General features: G+C 33.4%; 14 protein-coding genes. 9 read left to right on the top strand and 5 right to left on the bottom strand.

Translation table 11 applies throughout. The features are described from left to right. Positions 1-40: 40 nt before the first annotated feature. The 6 genes from HRU50_RS12755 to HRU50_RS12780 all read left to right on the top strand — a co-directional run bounded on the left by HRU50_RS12755 (position 41) and on the right by HRU50_RS12780 (position 11,302). Complete coding sequence (locus tag HRU50_RS12755) at positions 41-1,501, top strand: glycoside hydrolase family 30 protein (RefSeq protein WP_296351478.1); 1,461 nt, start codon at positions 41-43, stop codon at positions 1,499-1,501. A gap of 21 nt (positions 1,502-1,522) precedes the next feature. Beyond that, positions 1,523-3,079, top strand: a complete 1,557-nt coding sequence (locus HRU50_RS12760) for an MFS transporter (RefSeq protein WP_296351479.1) — start codon at positions 1,523-1,525, stop codon at positions 3,077-3,079. A gap of 31 nt (positions 3,080-3,110) precedes the next feature. Further along, on the top strand, positions 3,111-4,022 hold the full coding sequence (locus tag HRU50_RS12765; RefSeq protein WP_296351480.1) for a glycosyl hydrolase family 17 protein: 912 nt from the start codon (positions 3,111-3,113) through the stop codon (positions 4,020-4,022). An 84-nt stretch (positions 4,023-4,106) separates the two neighbouring features. Then, entirely contained in the window at positions 4,107-7,409 is a 3,303-nt protein-coding gene (locus HRU50_RS12770; protein WP_296351481.1) for a VCBS repeat-containing protein, read from the top strand. Between the two features lie 199 nt (positions 7,410-7,608). Beyond that, on the top strand, positions 7,609-9,075 hold the full coding sequence (locus tag HRU50_RS12775) for a T9SS type A sorting domain-containing protein (protein ID WP_296351482.1): 1,467 nt from the start codon (positions 7,609-7,611) through the stop codon (positions 9,073-9,075). 106 nt (positions 9,076-9,181) lie between these two features. Further along, positions 9,182-11,302 (top strand): thioredoxin domain-containing protein, encoded by a 2,121-nt coding sequence (locus HRU50_RS12780; RefSeq protein ID WP_296351483.1) that lies wholly within the window; start codon positions 9,182-9,184, stop codon positions 11,300-11,302. Positions 11,303-11,438: 136 nt separating this feature from the next. Here the strand turns inward: HRU50_RS12780 and HRU50_RS12785 are convergent, their stop codons facing one another. Continuing rightward, a complete protein-coding gene (locus HRU50_RS12785) occupies positions 11,439-12,182 on the bottom strand; it encodes a hypothetical protein (RefSeq protein ID WP_296351484.1) in 744 nt (247 codons plus the stop codon). A 449-nt stretch (positions 12,183-12,631) separates the two neighbouring features. Between HRU50_RS12785 and HRU50_RS12790 the strand changes: the two genes are divergently transcribed. After that, a complete protein-coding gene (locus HRU50_RS12790) occupies positions 12,632-13,636 on the top strand; it encodes a LacI family DNA-binding transcriptional regulator (protein ID WP_296351485.1) in 1,005 nt (334 codons plus the stop codon). Between the two features lie 55 nt (positions 13,637-13,691). Here the strand turns inward: HRU50_RS12790 and HRU50_RS12795 are convergent, their stop codons facing one another. Beyond that, positions 13,692-14,927 carry a glycosyltransferase N-terminal domain-containing protein gene (locus tag HRU50_RS12795; protein ID WP_296351486.1) on the bottom strand — a complete coding sequence of 412 codons (1,236 nt, stop codon included), beginning with the start codon at positions 14,925-14,927 and terminating at the stop codon, positions 13,692-13,694. Between the two features lie 118 nt (positions 14,928-15,045). Between HRU50_RS12795 and HRU50_RS12800 the strand changes: the two genes are divergently transcribed. Together HRU50_RS12800 and galE are read left to right on the top strand one after the other, a co-directional pair. Beyond that, positions 15,046-16,203, top strand: a complete 1,158-nt coding sequence (locus HRU50_RS12800; protein WP_296351487.1) for a DegT/DnrJ/EryC1/StrS aminotransferase family protein — start codon at positions 15,046-15,048, stop codon at positions 16,201-16,203. Positions 16,204-16,207: 4 nt separating this feature from the next. After that, on the top strand, positions 16,208-17,224 hold the full coding sequence (gene galE, locus HRU50_RS12805) for a UDP-glucose 4-epimerase GalE (RefSeq protein WP_296351488.1): 1,017 nt from the start codon (positions 16,208-16,210) through the stop codon (positions 17,222-17,224). Between the two features lie 40 nt (positions 17,225-17,264). Here the strand turns inward: galE and lspA are convergent, their stop codons facing one another. Genes lspA through HRU50_RS12820 form a run of 3 tightly spaced genes read right to left on the bottom strand, consistent with a single transcriptional unit; the run spans position 17,265 to position 19,632 of the window. Then, complete coding sequence (lspA, locus tag HRU50_RS12810) at positions 17,265-17,759, bottom strand: signal peptidase II (RefSeq protein WP_296351489.1); 495 nt, start codon at positions 17,757-17,759, stop codon at positions 17,265-17,267. A gap of 10 nt (positions 17,760-17,769) precedes the next feature. Further along, a complete protein-coding gene (gene fabD / locus HRU50_RS12815) occupies positions 17,770-18,663 on the bottom strand; it encodes an ACP S-malonyltransferase (RefSeq protein ID WP_296351490.1) in 894 nt (297 codons plus the stop codon). Positions 18,664-18,699: 36 nt separating this feature from the next. Continuing rightward, positions 18,700-19,632, bottom strand: coding sequence for a dihydrofolate reductase (locus HRU50_RS12820; protein ID WP_296351491.1), 933 nt, complete (start codon positions 19,630-19,632; stop codon positions 18,700-18,702). Positions 19,633-19,835 lie beyond the last annotated feature (203 nt).

The raw sequence follows: 19,835 nt of genomic DNA on the forward strand, positions 1-19,835 counted from the left end.
GAAACTATTTAAACTAAGTATATCTTTTTTAATTGTTTTTATGAGTTGTAATCAACGAGGAGAAGAGCTTAAGGTTTCAATTTATGAAACTTCGGCAAGCGGAAATAAATTAACTCTGGTATCGTCGTTACCTCAAGACGAAGAGGTTGATTTACTGCCGGTCATTGAAATTAATCCTGAAAAAAGATTTCAAAAGATTACTGGTTTTGGTGGTGCCTTTACTGAGTCATCAGCCTACTTGTTAAATAACTTAAGCAAACCTAATAGAGATAAGATTATAAACGCTTATTTCGGTGAAGAAGGTGCTAATTATTCCTTATGTAGGACTCATATGAATTCATGTGACTTCTCATTATCTCAATACTCTTATTCGCCAGTTCCTGATGATATGGAATTGGAGCATTTTACTATTGAAGAGGATAAAGCAGATTTAATACCTATGATAAAAGATGCTATGGCAGCATCTAAAGATGGATTTAAGTTGTTTGCGTCACCTTGGACTGCGTCACCTTGGATGAAAGATAACAACCATTGGGTTGGCGGAAAACTTTTACCTAAGTATTACGATACTTGGGCTTTATTCTTTTCAAAATATGTTACGGCATATGAGGCAGAAGGAATTCCTGTTTGGGGTTTTACTGTAGAAAATGAGCCTCACGGAAATGGTAATAACTGGGAGAGTATGCACTTCACTCCAGAGGAAATGACAGATTTTGTTATGAATCACTTAGGACCAAAGTTAGAAGCAGATGGTTATGGTGATAAGATTATTCTTGGATACGATCAAAACCGTGAAGGATTAAAGGAATGGGTAGATGTCATGTTTGCTACTGAAGCATCTTCAAAGTATTTTGATGGTACGGCAATACATTGGTATGAAAGTACATATGAAGTATTTCCTGAAGCACTACAATATGCGCATAACAAAGCACCAAATAAATATCTTATAGAAACAGAAGGTTGTATAGATTCTGAAGTACCTGCATGGAAAGATGATTCATGGTATTGGGAAAAAGAAGCAACAGATTGGGGTTATGATTGGAGACCAGATGAACAAAAATACTTACATCCCAAATACGCACCTGTTAACCGTTACGCCCGAGACATCATTGGATGCTTAAACAATTGGGTAGATGGTTGGGTCGATTGGAATATGGTTTTAAATAAACAAGGTGGCCCAAATTGGTTTAAAAATTGGTGTGGTGCTCCAGTCATAGTGGATCCAGAAACAGATGAGGTTTATTTTACTCCATTGTATTTCACCATGGCGCACTTTAGTAAATTCATAAGACCTGATGCACAAGTGATCGATACAAATAATTCCTATGAAGAATTACAGGTAACTGCAGCCGAGAATCCTGACGGATCAATTGCCGTAGTGGTGTTTAACGAGGGTAAAGAGGATAAAAGGTTTTATTTAGGATTAGGTGATAAGAAAACAGCGATAGCGATCAACGGACAAACCTTACAAACCATAATAATTCCAAACCAAACTAAATAATAACTAAACTAACTAACTATTATGTCAACAACATCTAGAAATAAAGTCCCTATCGGACAAAAATCAGCTTTTGGTGCTGGTCATTTTATCTTAAATATTCTTCCTGGTACATTAGGAGTTTTTATTCAGTTCTTTTTATTAACAGCATGGGGTGTTGATCCTCTATGGGCTGGACTGCTTGGTGGATTACCTAGAATATTTGATTCTATTACAGATCCAATAATGGGATTCATATCGGATAACACCAAATCAAGATGGGGAAGAAGACGTCCATATATTTTTGTAGGTGCCATTATTAGTGGTATTCTATTTTTCTTAATGTGGCAACTAGATGATGATGCTTCACAAACTTACATTATTTGGCACGTAATGGTACTTCAATTGTTATTCCTTATAGGTAATACAATGTTCGCTACACCGTTAGTTGGCTTAGGTTACGAAATGACATCAGATTACAATGAACGTACAAGGTTAATGGCATTTTCTAATACTATGGGGCAAATTGCTTGGATGATAGTACCATGGTTATATGTAATTATTCCAGATACTGAAACATTTAATACCCAAACGGAAGGAGTTAGAACTATGGCTTTAATAGTCGGTATTATGTGTGCTGTTTTTGGTATTTTACCTGCATTATTTTGTAAAGGAATTGATTCATCACACATGGAGAATCGCAAGGAAATTAACTTTAAAACCTTAGCTTCTAATATGAAGGAGCTTTGGGCAGGAATTGTTCAGGTGTCTAAAAATAAACCATTTATGAAATTATGTGGTGCCACATTTTTAGTATTTAATGGTTTTCAATTGGTTGCTGCTTTTGGGGTATTCATTATTGTATTCTACATGTATAACGGTAGTTATGAAGTAGCGGGTACATGGCCAGCTTGGTTCAACACTATTAATGCTATCATCACGGCATTTATTGTAATACCAATAATTTCTAGAATGGCTAACAAATGGGGTAAAAGAAATGCGTTTTTAATTTCAACGTTCTTATCAATTGTTGGTTATGTTTTAAAATGGTGGGGGTTTGATATTGAATTGAACAATGCTTTTAATAAGACTGCGATGGGTCAAAGTATGACTGATGGTGTTGCAGCGATTTTCGATTATTTAAATCCGCATTTAGACAGTATAGGTATGTCATGGTTTAGCATAGATGCTAGCAATGGTATTCCTTGGCTTATTTTCTTACCAATTCCTTTATTTGCATTCGGAATGGGTGGACTCTTTACATTAATGATGTCAATGACAGCAGATGTTTGCGATTTAGATGAGTTAGAAAATGGTATGCCACGTAAAGAAGGTACATTTGGAGCCATTTACTGGTTAATGGTGAAAATTGGTCAGTCTATAGCGTTAGTACTAGGTGGTGTAATTTTGAGTATCGTTGGTTTTGATCCTAACGTAACAGAACAATCAGTCGAAACTATGACCAACTTAAGAATAGCAGATATTATTGTGCCTGCGACGACAGCTGGTTTGGCAATGTTAGTAATGTGGCGATATAGCCTAAATGAAGATCGTGCGAGAGAGATTAAGGAAGAGTTAATTGAACGTAGAGGAGAATTGTAATAAAAAATAAATCAAACTATAATTTAAAAGAATGTCTTACAGAGAAGAACGCCTGTTAGGTACAGGAGTCAAAGAAAAGTTTTCGCACCATGTTGGTGTTGATTTTAAAAGCTATTCAAAGGACGATTTAAAAAAGCTTTGGCGTGATACCTTAGAAAATGGTATGCACGGTATTTGTTTCAGTATGTATGAAGATGGACAAGAACCAGGTGATACAATTACAGAAGAACAAGTTGAGAGAAGAATTAAAATTTTGAAGCCATATAGTAAATGGGTGAGATCTTTTTCTTGTATCGAAGGTAATGAACACATTCCAAGAATTGCAAAAAAGCATGGTATGAAAACTATGGTTGGTGCTTGGTTAGGTGATGATTTTGGGAAAAATGAAGAAGAAATAGCTGGATTAATTCAATTAGCAAAAGAAGGATGTGTAGATATTGCAGCTGTTGGTAATGAAGTACTGTACAGAAAGGAGCTAACGGAGCAGCAACTATTAGATTACATCTATAGAGTAAAAGAAGCGCTTCCAGATGTTGAAGTAGGTTATGTGGATGCTTATTATGAGTTTTCTGTTAGACCTGCTATTACCGAAGCATGTGATGTGATTCTATCTAATTGTTATCCATATTGGGAAGGTTGCCCTCAAGAGTATTCCTTAAACCACATGCAACAGATGTATCATCAAGCTAAGGATGCTGGTCAAGGTAAAAAAGTAATAATTACCGAGACTGGTTGGCCAAGTGAAGGAGGAAGTTTAGGTGGAGCTATAGCCGGAGATGAAAATGCAATGAAGTACTTTATTAATTCACAAGTATGGTCCGAAGTAGACAATGTTGAAATGTTTTACTTCTCTTCTTTTGATGAATCTTGGAAAGTTGGTGATGAAGGTGATGTTGGTGCTTACTGGGGACTTTGGGATAAACATGAAAGTCTAAAATTTTAATTTGTTAATCTGTTTTTAACACATATTCAAATTCTATAAAACTCAGTAAATACTTATATTTACTGAGTTTATTTTTTTATAATAATGATGAAAAACTATAATATTTTCAGAAGATTCGTTGTCATAGCATTTATTGTTCTTAATTCATGTGATAATTCACCAAAAAGAGATTTAAATCCTACAGAATTAGTTGGTGGTTTTAATTTGTTATCAGCAGAACAAACTGGTATTGATTTTGAAAATACAATAAAAGAGTCTACATACTTCAATCATTATTACTACAGTCAAATGTATGTTGGTTCTGGCGTGGCTATTGGTGATATAAATAATGATGGTTTACCAGATGTTTTTTTTGGGGGAAATCAAGTAGAAGATCGTTTATACCTAAATAAAGGGGATTTTAAGTTTGAAAATATTACCAAGAAATCTAAAGTAGCAGTAAATTCTGGATGGACATGGGGCGTGACTATGGCTGATGTAAATGCTGACGGCTATTTAGATATTTATGTAAGTAGAAATGGAATATCAGCAAACCCTTCAGAAAGAAGAAATCAGCTCTACATAAATAATAAAGATTTAACCTTTACCGAGTCTGCTATTTCATACGGCCTAGCAGATGTAGGTTTTTCTACTCAAGCAGTATTTTTTGATATGGACAATGACGGTGACCTAGACATGTATCAGGTTAATCAATTAGCTGATAAAAAGTTGTTGCTCATTAACAAAATACCAAGAGATCAGTTTAAGTACTTTAGAGATCGCATTTACAGAAACGACAACGGAAGATTTAAGGATGTGTCAGAAGAAGTTGGAATATCAAGAGATGTTGCCTATGGACTCAGTGTTAATGCAACTGATTTTAACAATGATGGCTGGATGGATTTATATGTTGCGAATGATTATGCTGAACCTGATTTTATGTACTACAACAATGGAGATGGGACATTTACAAATGTAATTCATGATAAGTTAAAGCATATTACCCAATTAAGCATGGGCTCAGATACAGGGGATATCAATAATGATGGTTTATTGGATTTGATAACCACAGATATGACACCTGAGGATCATTATAGGTCTAAAACAAATATGGCTTCTATGAGTACAGAAGCTTTCTATAATATGGTAGATGCCGGAGCCCATCGTCAATATATGGCAAATGGTTTACATATTAATACAGGTATGGGAACCTATTCTGATATCGCAAATATGGCAGGTATAGCTTATACGGACTGGAGTTGGGCTAGTCTTCTTGTTGATCTTGATAATGATGGTCTTAAGGATATAATTATCTCAAATGGGATAAAGAAAGATGTAGATAATAATGATTACAGAAATAAAGTTAAAAACCTTTCACAAGGTGCTACCGCAGATGATTTATTTAAATTAAGTGTAGAAACTCCATCAGTACCAGTTTCTAATTATGCATTTAAAAATAAGGGAAATCTAAAATTTGAGAAAGTAGCCAAAGAATGGGGTTTTGACGCACCAAGCTTTTCAAATGGTATGGCATACGGCGATTTGGATAATGATGGGGATTTAGATGTGGTTACCAATAATATAGATGATAAGGCTTTTGTATATGAAAATAAAGCAACTGGCAACTTCTTAAAAATCAATGTTGTTGGTCCTGAAAATAATACATTTGGAATAGGTGCTAAAGCTTTGGTTTATTACGACGATCAAATACAAGTTGTCGAAAATACCGTTACAAGAGGGTTTATTTCATCCGTAGAACATGGAATGTTTTTTGGTCTAGGAATGACGACTAAAATAGATAAGGTTAAAGTATTGTGGCCTAACGGAACAGCTAATGTTTTTGAAAATATTAAAGCAAATCAAGTTTTAGTGGCTAATATAAAGGACGCTAAACCATTTGCTGAAGAAAGAGTAGAACAAAAATCTCTTTTAACTTCAAAAGATTCGGAAGAAATAGGCATTGATTTTAAACATCAAGAGAATGAATTTGATGAATTTTTAGAGGAAATTTTATTACCACATAACGTTTCGCAAAATGGACCATTTACAGCTACAGGTGATGTTAATAATGACGGTAAAGAGGATTTATTTATCGGAGGAGCTGTTGGTCAGGCAGGAGTTCTGTATTTGCAAGAAAGCGGAAGCAAGTTTGTTAAAAGTACTTCTCAACCTTGGCGCAATAATAAAGAATCAGAAGATTTAGGTTCTTTATTTTTTGATTATGACAATGATGGTGATTTAGATTTGTATATAGCTAGTGGTGGTAGTGAATATGAAAGAGGCGATGTATTATTAAAGGATAGATTATATGAAAATGATGGTAAAGGTAATTTTTCTTTAACTATTTCTACTTTACCTGATATCAGAGAAAGTACACAAGTTGTAAAGGCAACAGATATTGATAACGACGGAGATCTAGATTTGTTTGTAGGTACACGTTTAGTTGCTAGAGCATATACACATCCTGCAACTAGTTTTTTGTTAATAAATGAAAGAGGTAAGTTCTCAAAAGCTTCACAAGAAATGGCTCCTTTTGAAAATATTGGTATGGTAACGGACGCTGTATTTACAGATATAGATAAGGATGATGACAAGGATTTATTAATTGTTGGTGAGTGGATGGAGATCAAAACATTCATTTATAACAATGGTATGTTTCAAGATAAAACAGAAGAGCTCGGACTCAAAGATACCACAGGAATGTGGTGGTCTATAACTGCTAGTGATTTAGATGGTGACGGCGATGATGATTATATCGTAGGTAATCTCGGAAAAAACAACAAGTTTAAGGCAACTGAAGAACATCCTTTTAAAGTTTATGCTAATGATTTTGATAATAATGGAACCAATGATGTTGTGCTAGCAAAGTACTATAAAGACGATTATGTGCCTGTTAGAGGTAGAGAATGTACCAGTCAGCAGATGCCCTATGTAGCTGAAAAGTTCGAGGACTATCACAGTTTTGCATCGTCAAAGCTTATAGATATTCTTCCCGAAGAAAAAGTTAAAGAAGCAGTTAAATATCAGATAAAGAGTTTTGAGAGTGTAATTCTTATTAATGATAATGGGGAATTAAGAAAAAAGATTTTACCAAATGAAGTACAAGTGTCTCCAATCAAATCATCATTAGTTAGAGATATAAATAGTGATGGAAATATGGATATACTTGTTGTCGGTAATCATTATGGTGTGGAAGTTGAAACAACAAGATATGATGCTGGATATGGAGGATTGCTTCTAGGTGATGGTAATAATAATTTTGAATTTTTACCTGTAAAGCAAAGTGGATTTTATGCGCCTTTAGATTGTAGACAAATAAAATCGGTGAAAGTAGATAGGAATAAGGAATACTTCATCTTGGCAAACAATAATTCTGAACCTCAGTTTTTTGATTTAAATAATAAATAGTGATGTATAGTCGTCTAATTTTGAATTGAAATAAGTAATGATATCTAAATAAATGATAATGAAATAGTTGTGGTCAATTTAAGGTGTAGTCAACTATATTAAATTACGTTGTGTATAGTTTTTGTATAGGTGTTTTATAGTAGTAAATTCTAAAAAATTCACTTTCTTGATAACTTAAATAATAATTAACTAAATAAATATGAAAAAAATTACTTTTTTGTTAATGAGCTTTCTTAGCATGTTAGGGTACTCTCAAGTTGTTTTAGAAGACTTGGAGGGATCAGCACCATCAACACAATTTTTCGATGATAACGGCGGTGGTCAAATAAATGTGATATCGAATCCGGACACAATGAATGCGGTAAACACAAGTGCGAATGCGCTAGAAATTATTACCAATGCTAGTGGAAATGCCTGGCAAGGAGCGGAATTAATTCTTCAAGGTGATTTAATGGATTTATCTTCAAATACTACAGTACAAATAGATGTTTATTCCACTACTGCAACGGATATATTAGCGAAAGTAGTTGCCGGTGGTGGTGGTACAGGTGCTGATTCAGCAACTGATGCCTCTCATACTGGAAGCGGTTGGGAGACCTTGAGCTTTGACTTTTCTGCGACGAGAGATAATACTGCTGCAGCAAATGGAACATATCAAAATATTATTTTCTATCCATTATGGAATAATTTAGGTGGTACATGTACTACTGGATGTTATTCGCCTTATGGAACACCTGGTGTTTCAGCCATGGAAACTATTGTAGTTGATAATATTACGGCTGTTGCAGCAGCACCTGCCGAAACATGTAATGATGGAATTCAGAATCAAGATGAAACAGGTATAGATTGTGGTGGCTCCAGTTGTCCTCCCTGCGCTGTTGCGCCTACAACTGCGGCACCAACACCACCTGCGAGACCTGCCGCAGATGTAATCTCTATTTATAGTGATGCTTATACAGATATTGGTGTTGATACCTATGATACGCCTTGGTGTCCTGGAACAACAACTGAGGTTATGATTGATGGAAACGCAACACAATTACTCACAGGTGCATCATGTGATGGAATAGATTGGCAAAGCAGTAGAACTGTAGATGCCTCTACATTTACACATTTTCATATAGATTTCTACACCGACGATCCAGATGTAACAACAGATGTTTTAAATATGAAGTTTTCTCAATGGGGCGGAACGAGTGGAGAAGTTTCTGCTTTAGAGTTTAATGTAAATAATGGAACAACACCAGGTTTAGCAACAGGGACTTGGGTATCGGTTGATATTGACCTGACTGCTATGCCGATAAACCCATTAGTTGGTGGTTTGTTAGATAGAGATGACATAGTACAGTTTGTATTTACAACATCTATGAATAATGTATGGTGGGATAATTTGTATTTACATAAAAATACAGTATTGAGTACTGATGAATTTGAAGCAGCAGAATTAAGAGTATTCCCAAATCCAACTTCAAGCGATTGGACTATTTCAAGTTCTAGTGAAATTAGCAGCATCAACGTTTACGATATATTAGGGAAGCAAGTTGCTAGTTTAACTCCAAATAACTCAGAGGCTAGAATAAGTACGTTATCCTTGAAATCAGGGATCTATTTTGCAAGAGTAGAGGGCGTTAATGGTTCTCAAACTGTTAAGCTTGTGAAAGAATAAAATTAATAGCAGATAATAATCCCATACTTATTATTTGATACTAAAGAGCGTGTATATAACACGCTCTTTTTATTTAAATAAACTAAATTTACAGAAAGATAATTTTATGATTAAGCAAGCATTGATCTTGATAATTTTAGGGTTGTGGTTAAACAGTTGTGGTGATGAAACAAACAAAGCTGTGTTTACCAATGCAAACGACGAGGCTAATGATTTAATTAATGAAACAAGTCCTTATTTGTTACAGCATGCCTATAATCCGGTTAATTGGAAGGCTTGGAATACGGAAACACTGAAATTAGCTAAGCAACAAAATAAATTGATGATAATTTCTGTTGGATATTCAGCTTGTCATTGGTGTCATGTCATGGAGGAAGAAAGTTTTGAAAACGATTCAGTAGCAAAGCTAATGAATGATAACTTTATTAATATTAAAATAGACAGAGAAGAACGACCAGACGTAGATCAAATTTATATGAATGCCGTTCAACTTATGACTGGTAGTGGTGGTTGGCCGCTTAACTGTATTGCACTACCTGACGGAAGACCAGTTTTTGGAGGAACTTATTTTACAAAAAAGCAATGGACAAAAATCCTTGAGGATATGTCTAATTTATTTAAATCAAACCCTGATAAGGTTATTTCTTATGCAGAGCAGCTTACAGAAGGAATTAAAAACTCCAACCTTATAACAGTAAACAAAAATCATGTTCCCTTTCATTTCGATAGTATTTCTAGATCTATTTCAGTATTAGAGAAATCATTAGATTATAAGTTTGGTGGAAGCTTGGGTTATCCTAAATTTCCAATGCCTAGCCAACTAAATTTACTATTGCGTTACAGTCACCATAATGACAATAAAACATTACAAGGTTATGTATTGAAATCATTAGATAAAATGGCAAATGGTGGGATATATGATCATATTGGTGGTGGATTTTCAAGATATTCGGTTGATGAAAAATGGCATATTCCACATTTCGAGAAAATGCTTTATGATAATGCTCAACTTGTAAGTTTATATTCTAAGGCTTTTCAAGTAAGTCAAGATGAAAACTATAAAACAATAGTTGAGGAAACTTTAAAATTTGTTGAAGATGAACTTACTGCCGAAAACGGATCATTCTATTCTGCCATAGATGCAGATAGTAAAAATGATAAAGGTGAGATGGAAGAAGGAGCTTTTTATGTTTGGTCAAGAGAAGAATTAAAAGCAGCCTTAAAAAATGATTTTGAACTTTTTCAGTCTTATTATAATGTAAATGCGGTTGGAAAATGGGAAAATGACACTTACGTACTTTATAAAACCAAATCAGATGAAGAATTTTCTAGAGAGAAAAATATTCCTCTTGAGGATTTAAATTTTAAGGTTAAAAAATGGAAAAGAATACTGAAAGATTATAGAAATCAGCGTGAGTTACCTCGAAAAGATGATAAAGCATTGACATCATGGAATGCTATAATGCTATCCGCTTATATCGATGCTCATAAAGCTTTTGGGAATCAGGACTATTTAAATAAGGCTATAAAGAATGCACATTTTATAATAGAAAATCAATTAAGAGAAGATGGTGGTTTAAACCATAACTATAAAGATGATAAAAGTAGCATAAATGGTTTTTTAGAGGACTACGCACACGTAATATCAGCATACATAAAGCTTTATCAAGTTACTTTAGATGAAAAGTGGCTTACAGTTTCTAAAAATCTACTTGATTATACCGTGGAGCATTTTGTAAATGAGGGCAATGGGATGTTTTACTACACTTCAAACAGTGAAACAAATTTAATAGCAAGGAAAACTGAAGTATTTGATAATGTAATTCCATCTTCAAATTCTATTATGGCAGTTGTTCTATTTAAACTAGGACATTATTATTCAGAAAAGAAATATATACAGATGAGTAATCAAATGCTGAACAATTTGAGTGGAGATATGTTAAAGACACCTTCCGGTTATACTAATTGGTTGACATTGTATTTAAATCGTTCAAATCCTTACTATGAGGTAGCTATAATCGGTGATGAAGCTCAAGGTATGTTAAAGAAATTAAATGCATATTATTTGCCAAATATTCTAATTTCTAGTTCTATAAAAGAAAGCAAATTACCATTACTTAAAAACAAGTACATAGAAGATCAGACTTTAATATATGTCTGTGTCAACGGGACATGTAAACTTCCAGTTTCTGTTTTAGATGAAGCATTGAGTCAAATTTCTAAGTGATTCATGTACATAATAACAAACCAACTCAATTACTAAGATGGTGAATAATTGAGTTGGCTTTAAATTGAGTTATTAATTCAATATTTTATCAGTAATTGAAGTCAATTTAGTTAGTCTTGAAGTATTCTACGAATACTTAATTATATGCCTTTAAGGTCTTTCTTTTACCGTTCACTTCGACCGCAATGAGGATTATACCTTTATAATTCAGATTAATTTCAGTAGAATATGAATTTTGAATTTTTAAAGCTTTATTATCATAAATTTTTTTACCTATAGTATCGTAAATCTGAATTGAGATTTTTCCACTTTCAAAATTTTCAAGAAATAATTTATTGTCAATAAATTTCATATTGACATTATTAGTGTTGCTGAATAAAGAATTACCTAAGGTAGAACTTTTTGTAGCATCGGTAAGATCAATATATAAATCTACTGTTTGATTATTTCCGCCACCACCGAATTGATTTTGAAAAAGCAAATTAAAGCCAAAAATAGTAGTACCATCAGGTACACCCGTATAATGATTAGCTAAATTAATGGTAATACTATATGTGTTAGGCTGAGTGCCATTATCACCATCAGTTAGGTTTAATACTGGTTGTGAAGTAAGATCATTAAAATCGGGTGCGCCTTGAAATCCGCCATTAGATGTATCTAGTCCGCCATACATGTATATTTGATCTTGAAATTCAGTGTAAAAGTTATTTACAATATCAGTATCTTCAAATACTATAGTAATCTCATCATTTACAGTAGATGTTGCTGTTACATTGATTGCTGAACCGTCATAGTCCGATAGATTAATAGTTTCTTGAGCCTCAATAAATAGCACGCTCGATAGAATGAGAGACATTAAAAAAGGTAGTTTTTTATTCATAAAAGTATGTTGTTTAGTGGTTTATAATGAAGTATGAAATTATAAATTAATTTTAAAACTTAAAATTTTATTTTCAATAATTGTCTTTTAGTATACTTCATGCTTTAAATTAAAATCCTTTTTTGACATTTAAAAATATAAAGGAACGATTCAGAATATGTTATAATTAAGGTTACTTAATTCTTGAAAGTAAGTGCATAGCTGTTATTGTTTTTTTCATGTAAATTTTAAATTCTAGCTTTATATAAATAAATGTTTTGCTGCTATTAATGATACATAAAAGATGTACATCAAATGTAATTTTTTTAGAATATTAATGTAACTTACAGTTGTTAAAAAATAAGTATATTGAAGATGAAACTTTAATATATGTTTGTGTAAATGGAACATGTAAGCTTCCTGTTTCAACTGTAGAGGAAGCGATCGGTCAGATTTCAAAATAAGAGCTTATGACAACATTAAAAGAACTTGCCAAATTATTAAACATTTCGGTTTCTACCGTTTCTAAGGCATTAAACGATAGTCATGAGATTAGTGAGAACACTAAACGAAGAGTTAATGAATTAGCGGCAAAACTCAATTATAAACCAAACCGAATAGCACAACAGTTAAAGACGAATCAAACAAAGACACTCGGTGTTATCCTTCCAACAGTAACCAACCCATTTTTTGCAGAAGTTCTTCACGGTATTGAGACGAAAGCAACAGACTTAGATTATGATATTATTGTCTGCTTATCTGACGAAACGTTACTTAAGGAAAGAAGAAGTCTTGAGTTATTGTCTAATGGAAGTGTTGATGGGTTTATTATGGCAGTAGCAAGAGAAAGTCAGTTAGAAGAATATTCTGAGCATATACAATCTGTTATTGATAGCAGAGTACCAGTTTTAATGTTCGATCGTGTGGTTAACGAGATAGAGTGTGATAAAGTGGTTGTGGATGACTTTCAATCCGTTTATGATGCTACAGAGTATTTAATAAAACAAGAAGGGCGAAAGAATATTCTGCTAGTAAGTAATATTGAAGAGTTAAGTGTTGGTAAACTCAGAATTAGTGGTTATGAAAAAGCTATTGCCGACAATGCTTTAAAATCTAATGTACTGAAACTGGGTAGCATTGAAAATGTTGAGGAAGCTGTCTATAAATGTTTAGAGGATGATCCATCAATCGATGCCGTATTATCAATTGATCATATTACAGGAATTATTGCAATAAATATGGCTAAGAATTTGAAGAGAAGCATACCTGAGGATTTATCCGTTATAGGTTTTGGATATGAACATACGCATTTATTGTCAAGTCCAAAGATTTCTATAATTCATCAAAAAGCCCACGAGATTGGTGCAATGTCTGTTAAGCTATTAGTAGATAGTTTAAAGGCCGAAGAACACCAATTGCAAACCATAGTTGTACCCAGCGAATTGAAACTAGGCGAGTCTTCTAAAAGTTCGTAATAAATGTGTCTCGCAATTACAGTACTTTTCTAATTCAACTTATAAGGACTGTCTGTTATAGTTTAATGTAATTCAATACTTTGCCGACAGCACCTTTATTATCAGCTACAAAATTTTTATTAATATCACCTTGAAGTTGAATTTTTTCAGGATGCTTTATAAGGTCTTCAAGCTTTTCTGAGAATTCGATTTTATTTTTTACAGTAGTGACTCCATTTAAAGAGATCAGTTTAAGGGCTTCAGGGAATTTACTATAGTTTTTACCAATAATGATTGGCACACCGAAAACAGCTGGTTCTAAGATGTTATGAAGACCTGTAGTACCTGCTGCACCACCTATATAAACGATATCAGCATAGCTATATACTTTACTAAGATATCCGATTGTGTCTAAAATAAATACTTTGTATTTGGATAACTCTTCGTCTTTCATTTCAGAAAATCTTAAAGTATTTACTTTTAGTGAAGATTTTATGTTTTCTGCATAGCTCGGCTTAATATTATGAGGTGCAATAATATACTTTACATCATCATTTTTACAACTATTAATATAATCTAAAAAAAGTTCGTCGTCATCTGGCCAAGTACTTCCAAAAACAACGCAGGTTTTATTGTTTTTAAAGGATTCAATAAAAGGTACAGCATTGTCAATACTCAACTGATTGGTAACTCTATCAAACCTGGTATCTCCAGATAAAGTCACATTGTTATAATCTATAGACTCAAGTAAAGATTTAGATGATTCATCTTGAACAAAAATATGATTGAAGGCAAAGAGAGCTAGTCTCATAAACTTACCATACCATTTAAAGAAGCTATGTTTTTCCCTAAATACTGCAGAAATCAGAATTGCATTAAGATTTCGTTTTTTAATTTCAAATAGAAAATTAGGCCAAATTTCATACTTTACAAAAACAATGAAATCTGGATTAACGATGTCTAAAAAACGCTTTGCGTTATTTTTAGTATCTAATGGTAAATACACTACCAAATCGGCAATTTTAGTGTTCTTTCTTATTTCATAACCAGATGGCGAAAAGAAGGAAATAACTACTTTATAGTTAGGGTATTTTGCCTTTAGTGCTTCAAAAACTGGTAAGCCTTGCTCATATTCACCTAATGATGCGCAATGAAACCAAAAGGTCTTATCTTCTTGATTAATAGAGTTTTTTAGCTTTCTAAAAGTCTCCTTTCTACCAAGAACACCCAATTTTAACTTAGAATTAAATAAGGCAATAATCTTAATTATAATTCCTGCAAAAGCAATTCCTATGGAGTAGAGTAGTCTCAATAATTTAGATTTATGCTAAAATACATTTCTTTCAATTAAATGCATTGGGATAGAATTACAATTTTGTACTTTAGCTATAACTCAATGCTTTAAAGACTTCATTAATAAAAGCTAAATAATGAAAAAAATTCAAATGGTTGACTTGGTAAGTCAATACACAAAAATAAAAGATGTTGTAGATCCTTCGATCCAAGAAATATTAGAGAGTGCCGCATTTATAAATGGACCAAAAGTTCATCAATTTCAAAAAAACTTAGAAGATTACTTAAACGTTAAACACGTTATTCCTTGTGCTAATGGTACAGACGCTTTGCAGATAGCCATGATGGGATTAGGTCTTAAACCTGGTGAGGAAGTCATCACGGCAGATTTTACTTTTGCCGCTACGGTTGAAGTTATTGCATTACTTCAATTAACACCTGTTTTGGTGGATGTAGACCCTGTAACTTTTAATATAGATGTAGCTGCAATAGAAAAGGCAATTACGCCAAAAACTAAGGCTATTGTACCAGTACATTTATTTGGCTTGGCGGCGAATATGGATGAAATTATGGCTTTGGCAGAGAAACATAATCTTTACGTTATTGAAGATAATGCACAAGGAATAGGTGCTAGTTATACACATGGTGATGGTTCTAAAACTAAAACCGGTGTTATAGGTCATGTGGCATCAACATCATTTTTCCCGTCAAAGAATTTAGGATGTTATGGTGATGGTGGAGCCATCTTTACTAACGATGATGATTTGGCACATACTATAAGAGGTATTGTGAATCATGGCATGTATAAGCGCTACCATCACGACGTGGTTGGTGTAAATTCTAGATTAGATTCTATACAAGCGGCAGTTTTGGATGCGAAACTTCCACATTTAGATGATTATAATAATGCAAGAAGAAATGCTGCACGAAAATATACAGAAGCTTTCAAAAATCATCCAAAGATTGTAACTCCTAGTGGAAGAAGATCTTGCGACGGTATTTGTGATACATGTGATTGTCATGTGTTTCATCAGTATACCTTAAATCTTATTGATGTAGATAGAGATGCTCTAGTAGCGCATTTACAGGAAAAAAATATTCCATGTGGGGTTTACTATCCAATACCACTTCACAAGCAAAAGGCATACGAAGATGACCGTTATAATGAAGCAGATTTTGAAGTCACTAATGCATTAGTGAAATCTGTTATTTCCCTTCCTATGCATACGGAATTAGATGATGAGCAAATAGCGCATATAACTAGCACAGTTATTAATTTTATAGATAATAATTAAGCATATGAAAATATTAGTTACAGGAGGTCTTGGGTTTATAGGATCTCATACAGTCGTTGAATTACAAAATGAAGGATTTCAAGTCGTTATTATTGACGATTTAAGTAATTCCTCAATAAATGTATTAGATGGTATTGAGGCAATCACAGGTAAAAAACCTGTATTTGAGAAATTAGATCTTAAAGAAAAACAAGATGTGATTAATTTTTTTGAGAAGCATAAGGATATCGCTGGTGTTATACACTTTGCAGCCAATAAAGCTGTTGGTGAAAGTGTCAATAATCCGTTAATGTATTATGAAAATAATATAGGTACATTGGTATATATGTTGCAACAGATTACCAAGCTAGAGCATCAAAATTTTATCTTTAGTTCATCTTGTACTGTTTACGGACAAGCTGAAGAATTACCAATTACTGAAAATGCACCTGTTCAAGCAGCAGAATCTCCGTATGGAAACACGAAACAAGTAGGTGAAGAGATTATTAGAGATACCTGTAAAGTCAACGAGAAATTGAATACTATAGCGTTACGTTATTTTAATCCTATTGGTGCGCATCCAACAGCTGAAATTGGTGAATTGCCAATTGGTGTTCCGCAAAATTTGGTGCCATATATAACGCAAACAGCTATTGGTCTCAGGGAGCAACTGTCGGTATTTGGAGGTGATTATCCAACACCAGATGGTACATGTATAAGAGATTATATCCATGTAGTAGATTTAGCTAAGGCACATGTTGTTGCATTACAACGTCTAATTGGTAAGAAGAATGCTTCAAACTATGAAATATTTAATCTTGGTACAGGAACAGGGAGTTCAGTTTTAGAAGTGATTAATTCGTTTGAAAAAGTATCAGGAGAAAAATTAAACTATAAAATTGTAGACCGAAGAGAAGGTGATGTCACCGCAGCATACGCAGAAACGTCGTATGCAAATGATGTACTAGGTTGGAAAACAGAACTTACTTTAGATGATGCTATGGCTTCTGCTTGGAAATGGGAGCAAAAGGTTAGAAGCTAGAGACTTTTACTAATAAAGATTTTGACAAGTAGATACCGATTTATTCAGTATCTACTTGTTTCTTTTTATTGAAAAAACTACTAAAAAGTAGCATAATCATTCCTGCTGTTACAGACATGTCTGCAACGTTAAAGATTCCTGTCTTAAATATTCCTCCTAAATCTATAAAGAAGAAATCTGTTACTTTTCCGAATACTATTCTATCAAATACATTGGCAATTCCACCTCCAATAATGCAACAAAAAGCAATTAAACTTAAGCGATCTAAATCTCTATTTTTTATTATGTAATAAATCACATAACCCAATACCAAAACTGGAAGTATCGCTAAGAATATGGTTTTTAGAGTTTGATTCATATCGCTTCCCATACCTAAAAAAGCTCCTTCGTTGTAGACGTTGGTAAGTATAAACTTATCACCGATTATTTCTTTGACCTCTCTAAGTTCAATGTTAGCTCTCACAATCACTTTAGTGATTTGATCAATTGCGATATTGAAAATAATCAGAATTACTATAAAGACATTTCTATTCAAAACAAGAGAATTAGGCGTTAGTGTTAAAAGTAGCAGAAGCAGTTTCTGCTTGTCTATTAATTTTCTTCACTAAACCTTGAAGTACTTTTCCTGGTCCAACTTCTGTGAAATGAGTAGCGCCATCAGCAATCATTTGCTGAACGGATTGTGTCCATCTTACAGGAGCCGTTAACTGTGAAATTAGGTTAGCTTTAATTTCGTTTTCGTCAGTAATGGCAGAAGCAGTCACATTTTGATAGATTGGGCAATTAGGTTTACTAAACGTTGTGTTTTCGATCGCAGCAGCAAGTTCTTCTCTAGCAGGTTCCATCATAGGTGAGTGAAATGCACCACCAACGGGCAATACCAAAGCACGTCTTGCGCCAGCTTCTTTTAAAGTTTCACAAGCTTTGTTGATAGCATCAATTTCACCTGAGATTACTAATTGACCTGGGCAATTGTAGTTGGCTGCAACAACAACACCTTCAGTTTCTTCGCATACATTCTCAACAACTTCATCTTCTAATCCCAAAACAGCAGCCATAGTACTAGGCTGTAATTCACAGGCTTTTTGCATGGCTTGAGCACGTTGAGATACCAGTTTTAAACCATCTTCAAACGTTAATGCACCGGCTGCTACTAATGCTGAAAACTCTCCTAAAGAATGACCTGCAACCATATCTGGTTTAAAATCTTCTCCTAAAGTTTTAGCTAGAATAACAGAGTGTAAGAAAATAGCTGGTTGCGTAACTTTAGTTTGTTTTAGGTCTTCAGCTGAACCTTCAAACATGATATCTGTAATAGAAAAACCAAGAATATCATTAGCTTGTTCAAATAGTTCTTGTGCTAATGGTGAATTTTCATATAAGTCTAAGCCCATTCCTGAGAATTGTGCACCTTGACCTGGAAATACGTATGCTTTCATAATTTTTTAAAATTAGTGCTGCAAAAATAGGAATATTTATCTTCTCTCATAGGTAATAAACGAAAATGCATATTTATGATTTTCGTCAGCATCATGTGTTGTTCTAGAGATTTCCTTCCATTGAGATTCGTTAATTTCTGGAAAAAAGGTGTCTGCATCTTCAAATGTTGCGTGTACTCTTGTGATCTCAAGTTTATCCGCAATGGTTAAAGATTGCTTATAGATTTCACCACCTCCAATTATAAACGGTTGCTCATCAGATCTTGCTGCGTCAATGGCGTCTTCAAGATTATTAACGATGATTACACCATCAGGCGCTTTATAATCACTTTGTCTTGTAATAACAATGTGAGTTCTATTTGGTAAAGGTTTAGGGAAACTTTCAAAAGTTTTTCTTCCCATGATGATATGATGCCCAGATGTTAGTTTTTTAAAACGTTTAAGGTCGTTACTAAGATGCCAGATGAGATCATTGTCTTTTCCTATAGCATTATCTTCACCAGCGGCAACAATAATAGTTAATAGGTTAGAGGTTCTCTTAGTTTTATTAGATTCTAATGCTTTAGCTTCATTATATGCTTGGGATTGTGCAATTTTAGTTTCCTCTTTTAGCAATTTGGATTTAAGCTTTTCTATTCTCTGCTGTTGTTGACCAACCAGTTTATCTAATTGCTTTTTTTCCCAATCTTTACCCATAAATTTGTTGGTAATAAAAACATTAAAGAAATGATAGGCGAACAAGAATAACCATATTAATATGGCATATAAAAACCATTCTTTTCCTAAAAGTGTAATGTCCTTACCAATTCCTAGTACTGTGTTTGCAATTATTAAGAACACGGCACCAATTAAGAAAATGACAAAATGAATGTATAAACGCTTCTTTTGTCGAATTCTTTTTTGAGCATTTTCTATAAGTTCTAATTGGTCTTTATCTATTGTAGGAACTTGCTTTTTCTTTCCAAACATATAAGTGGTTTTATAAGTTAAAGATACTTCTTTTTTACTAAAACGATATCGTTGAGATTTGCATGTTTTTGAATTGATTTTCGCAAACGATGTAGTTGATAATCAGCGATAAACACTGTATTTTACCGTTGAATATCTCACAATTTAACTGCAAAAAAAATATTGAGTTTACTAAAAAGTAATATCAATTTTATTAAAATGAT

The sequence above is a fragment of the Winogradskyella sp. genome (genome assembly GCF_013213835.1).
GTDB lineage: Bacteria > Bacteroidota > Bacteroidia > Flavobacteriales > Flavobacteriaceae > Winogradskyella.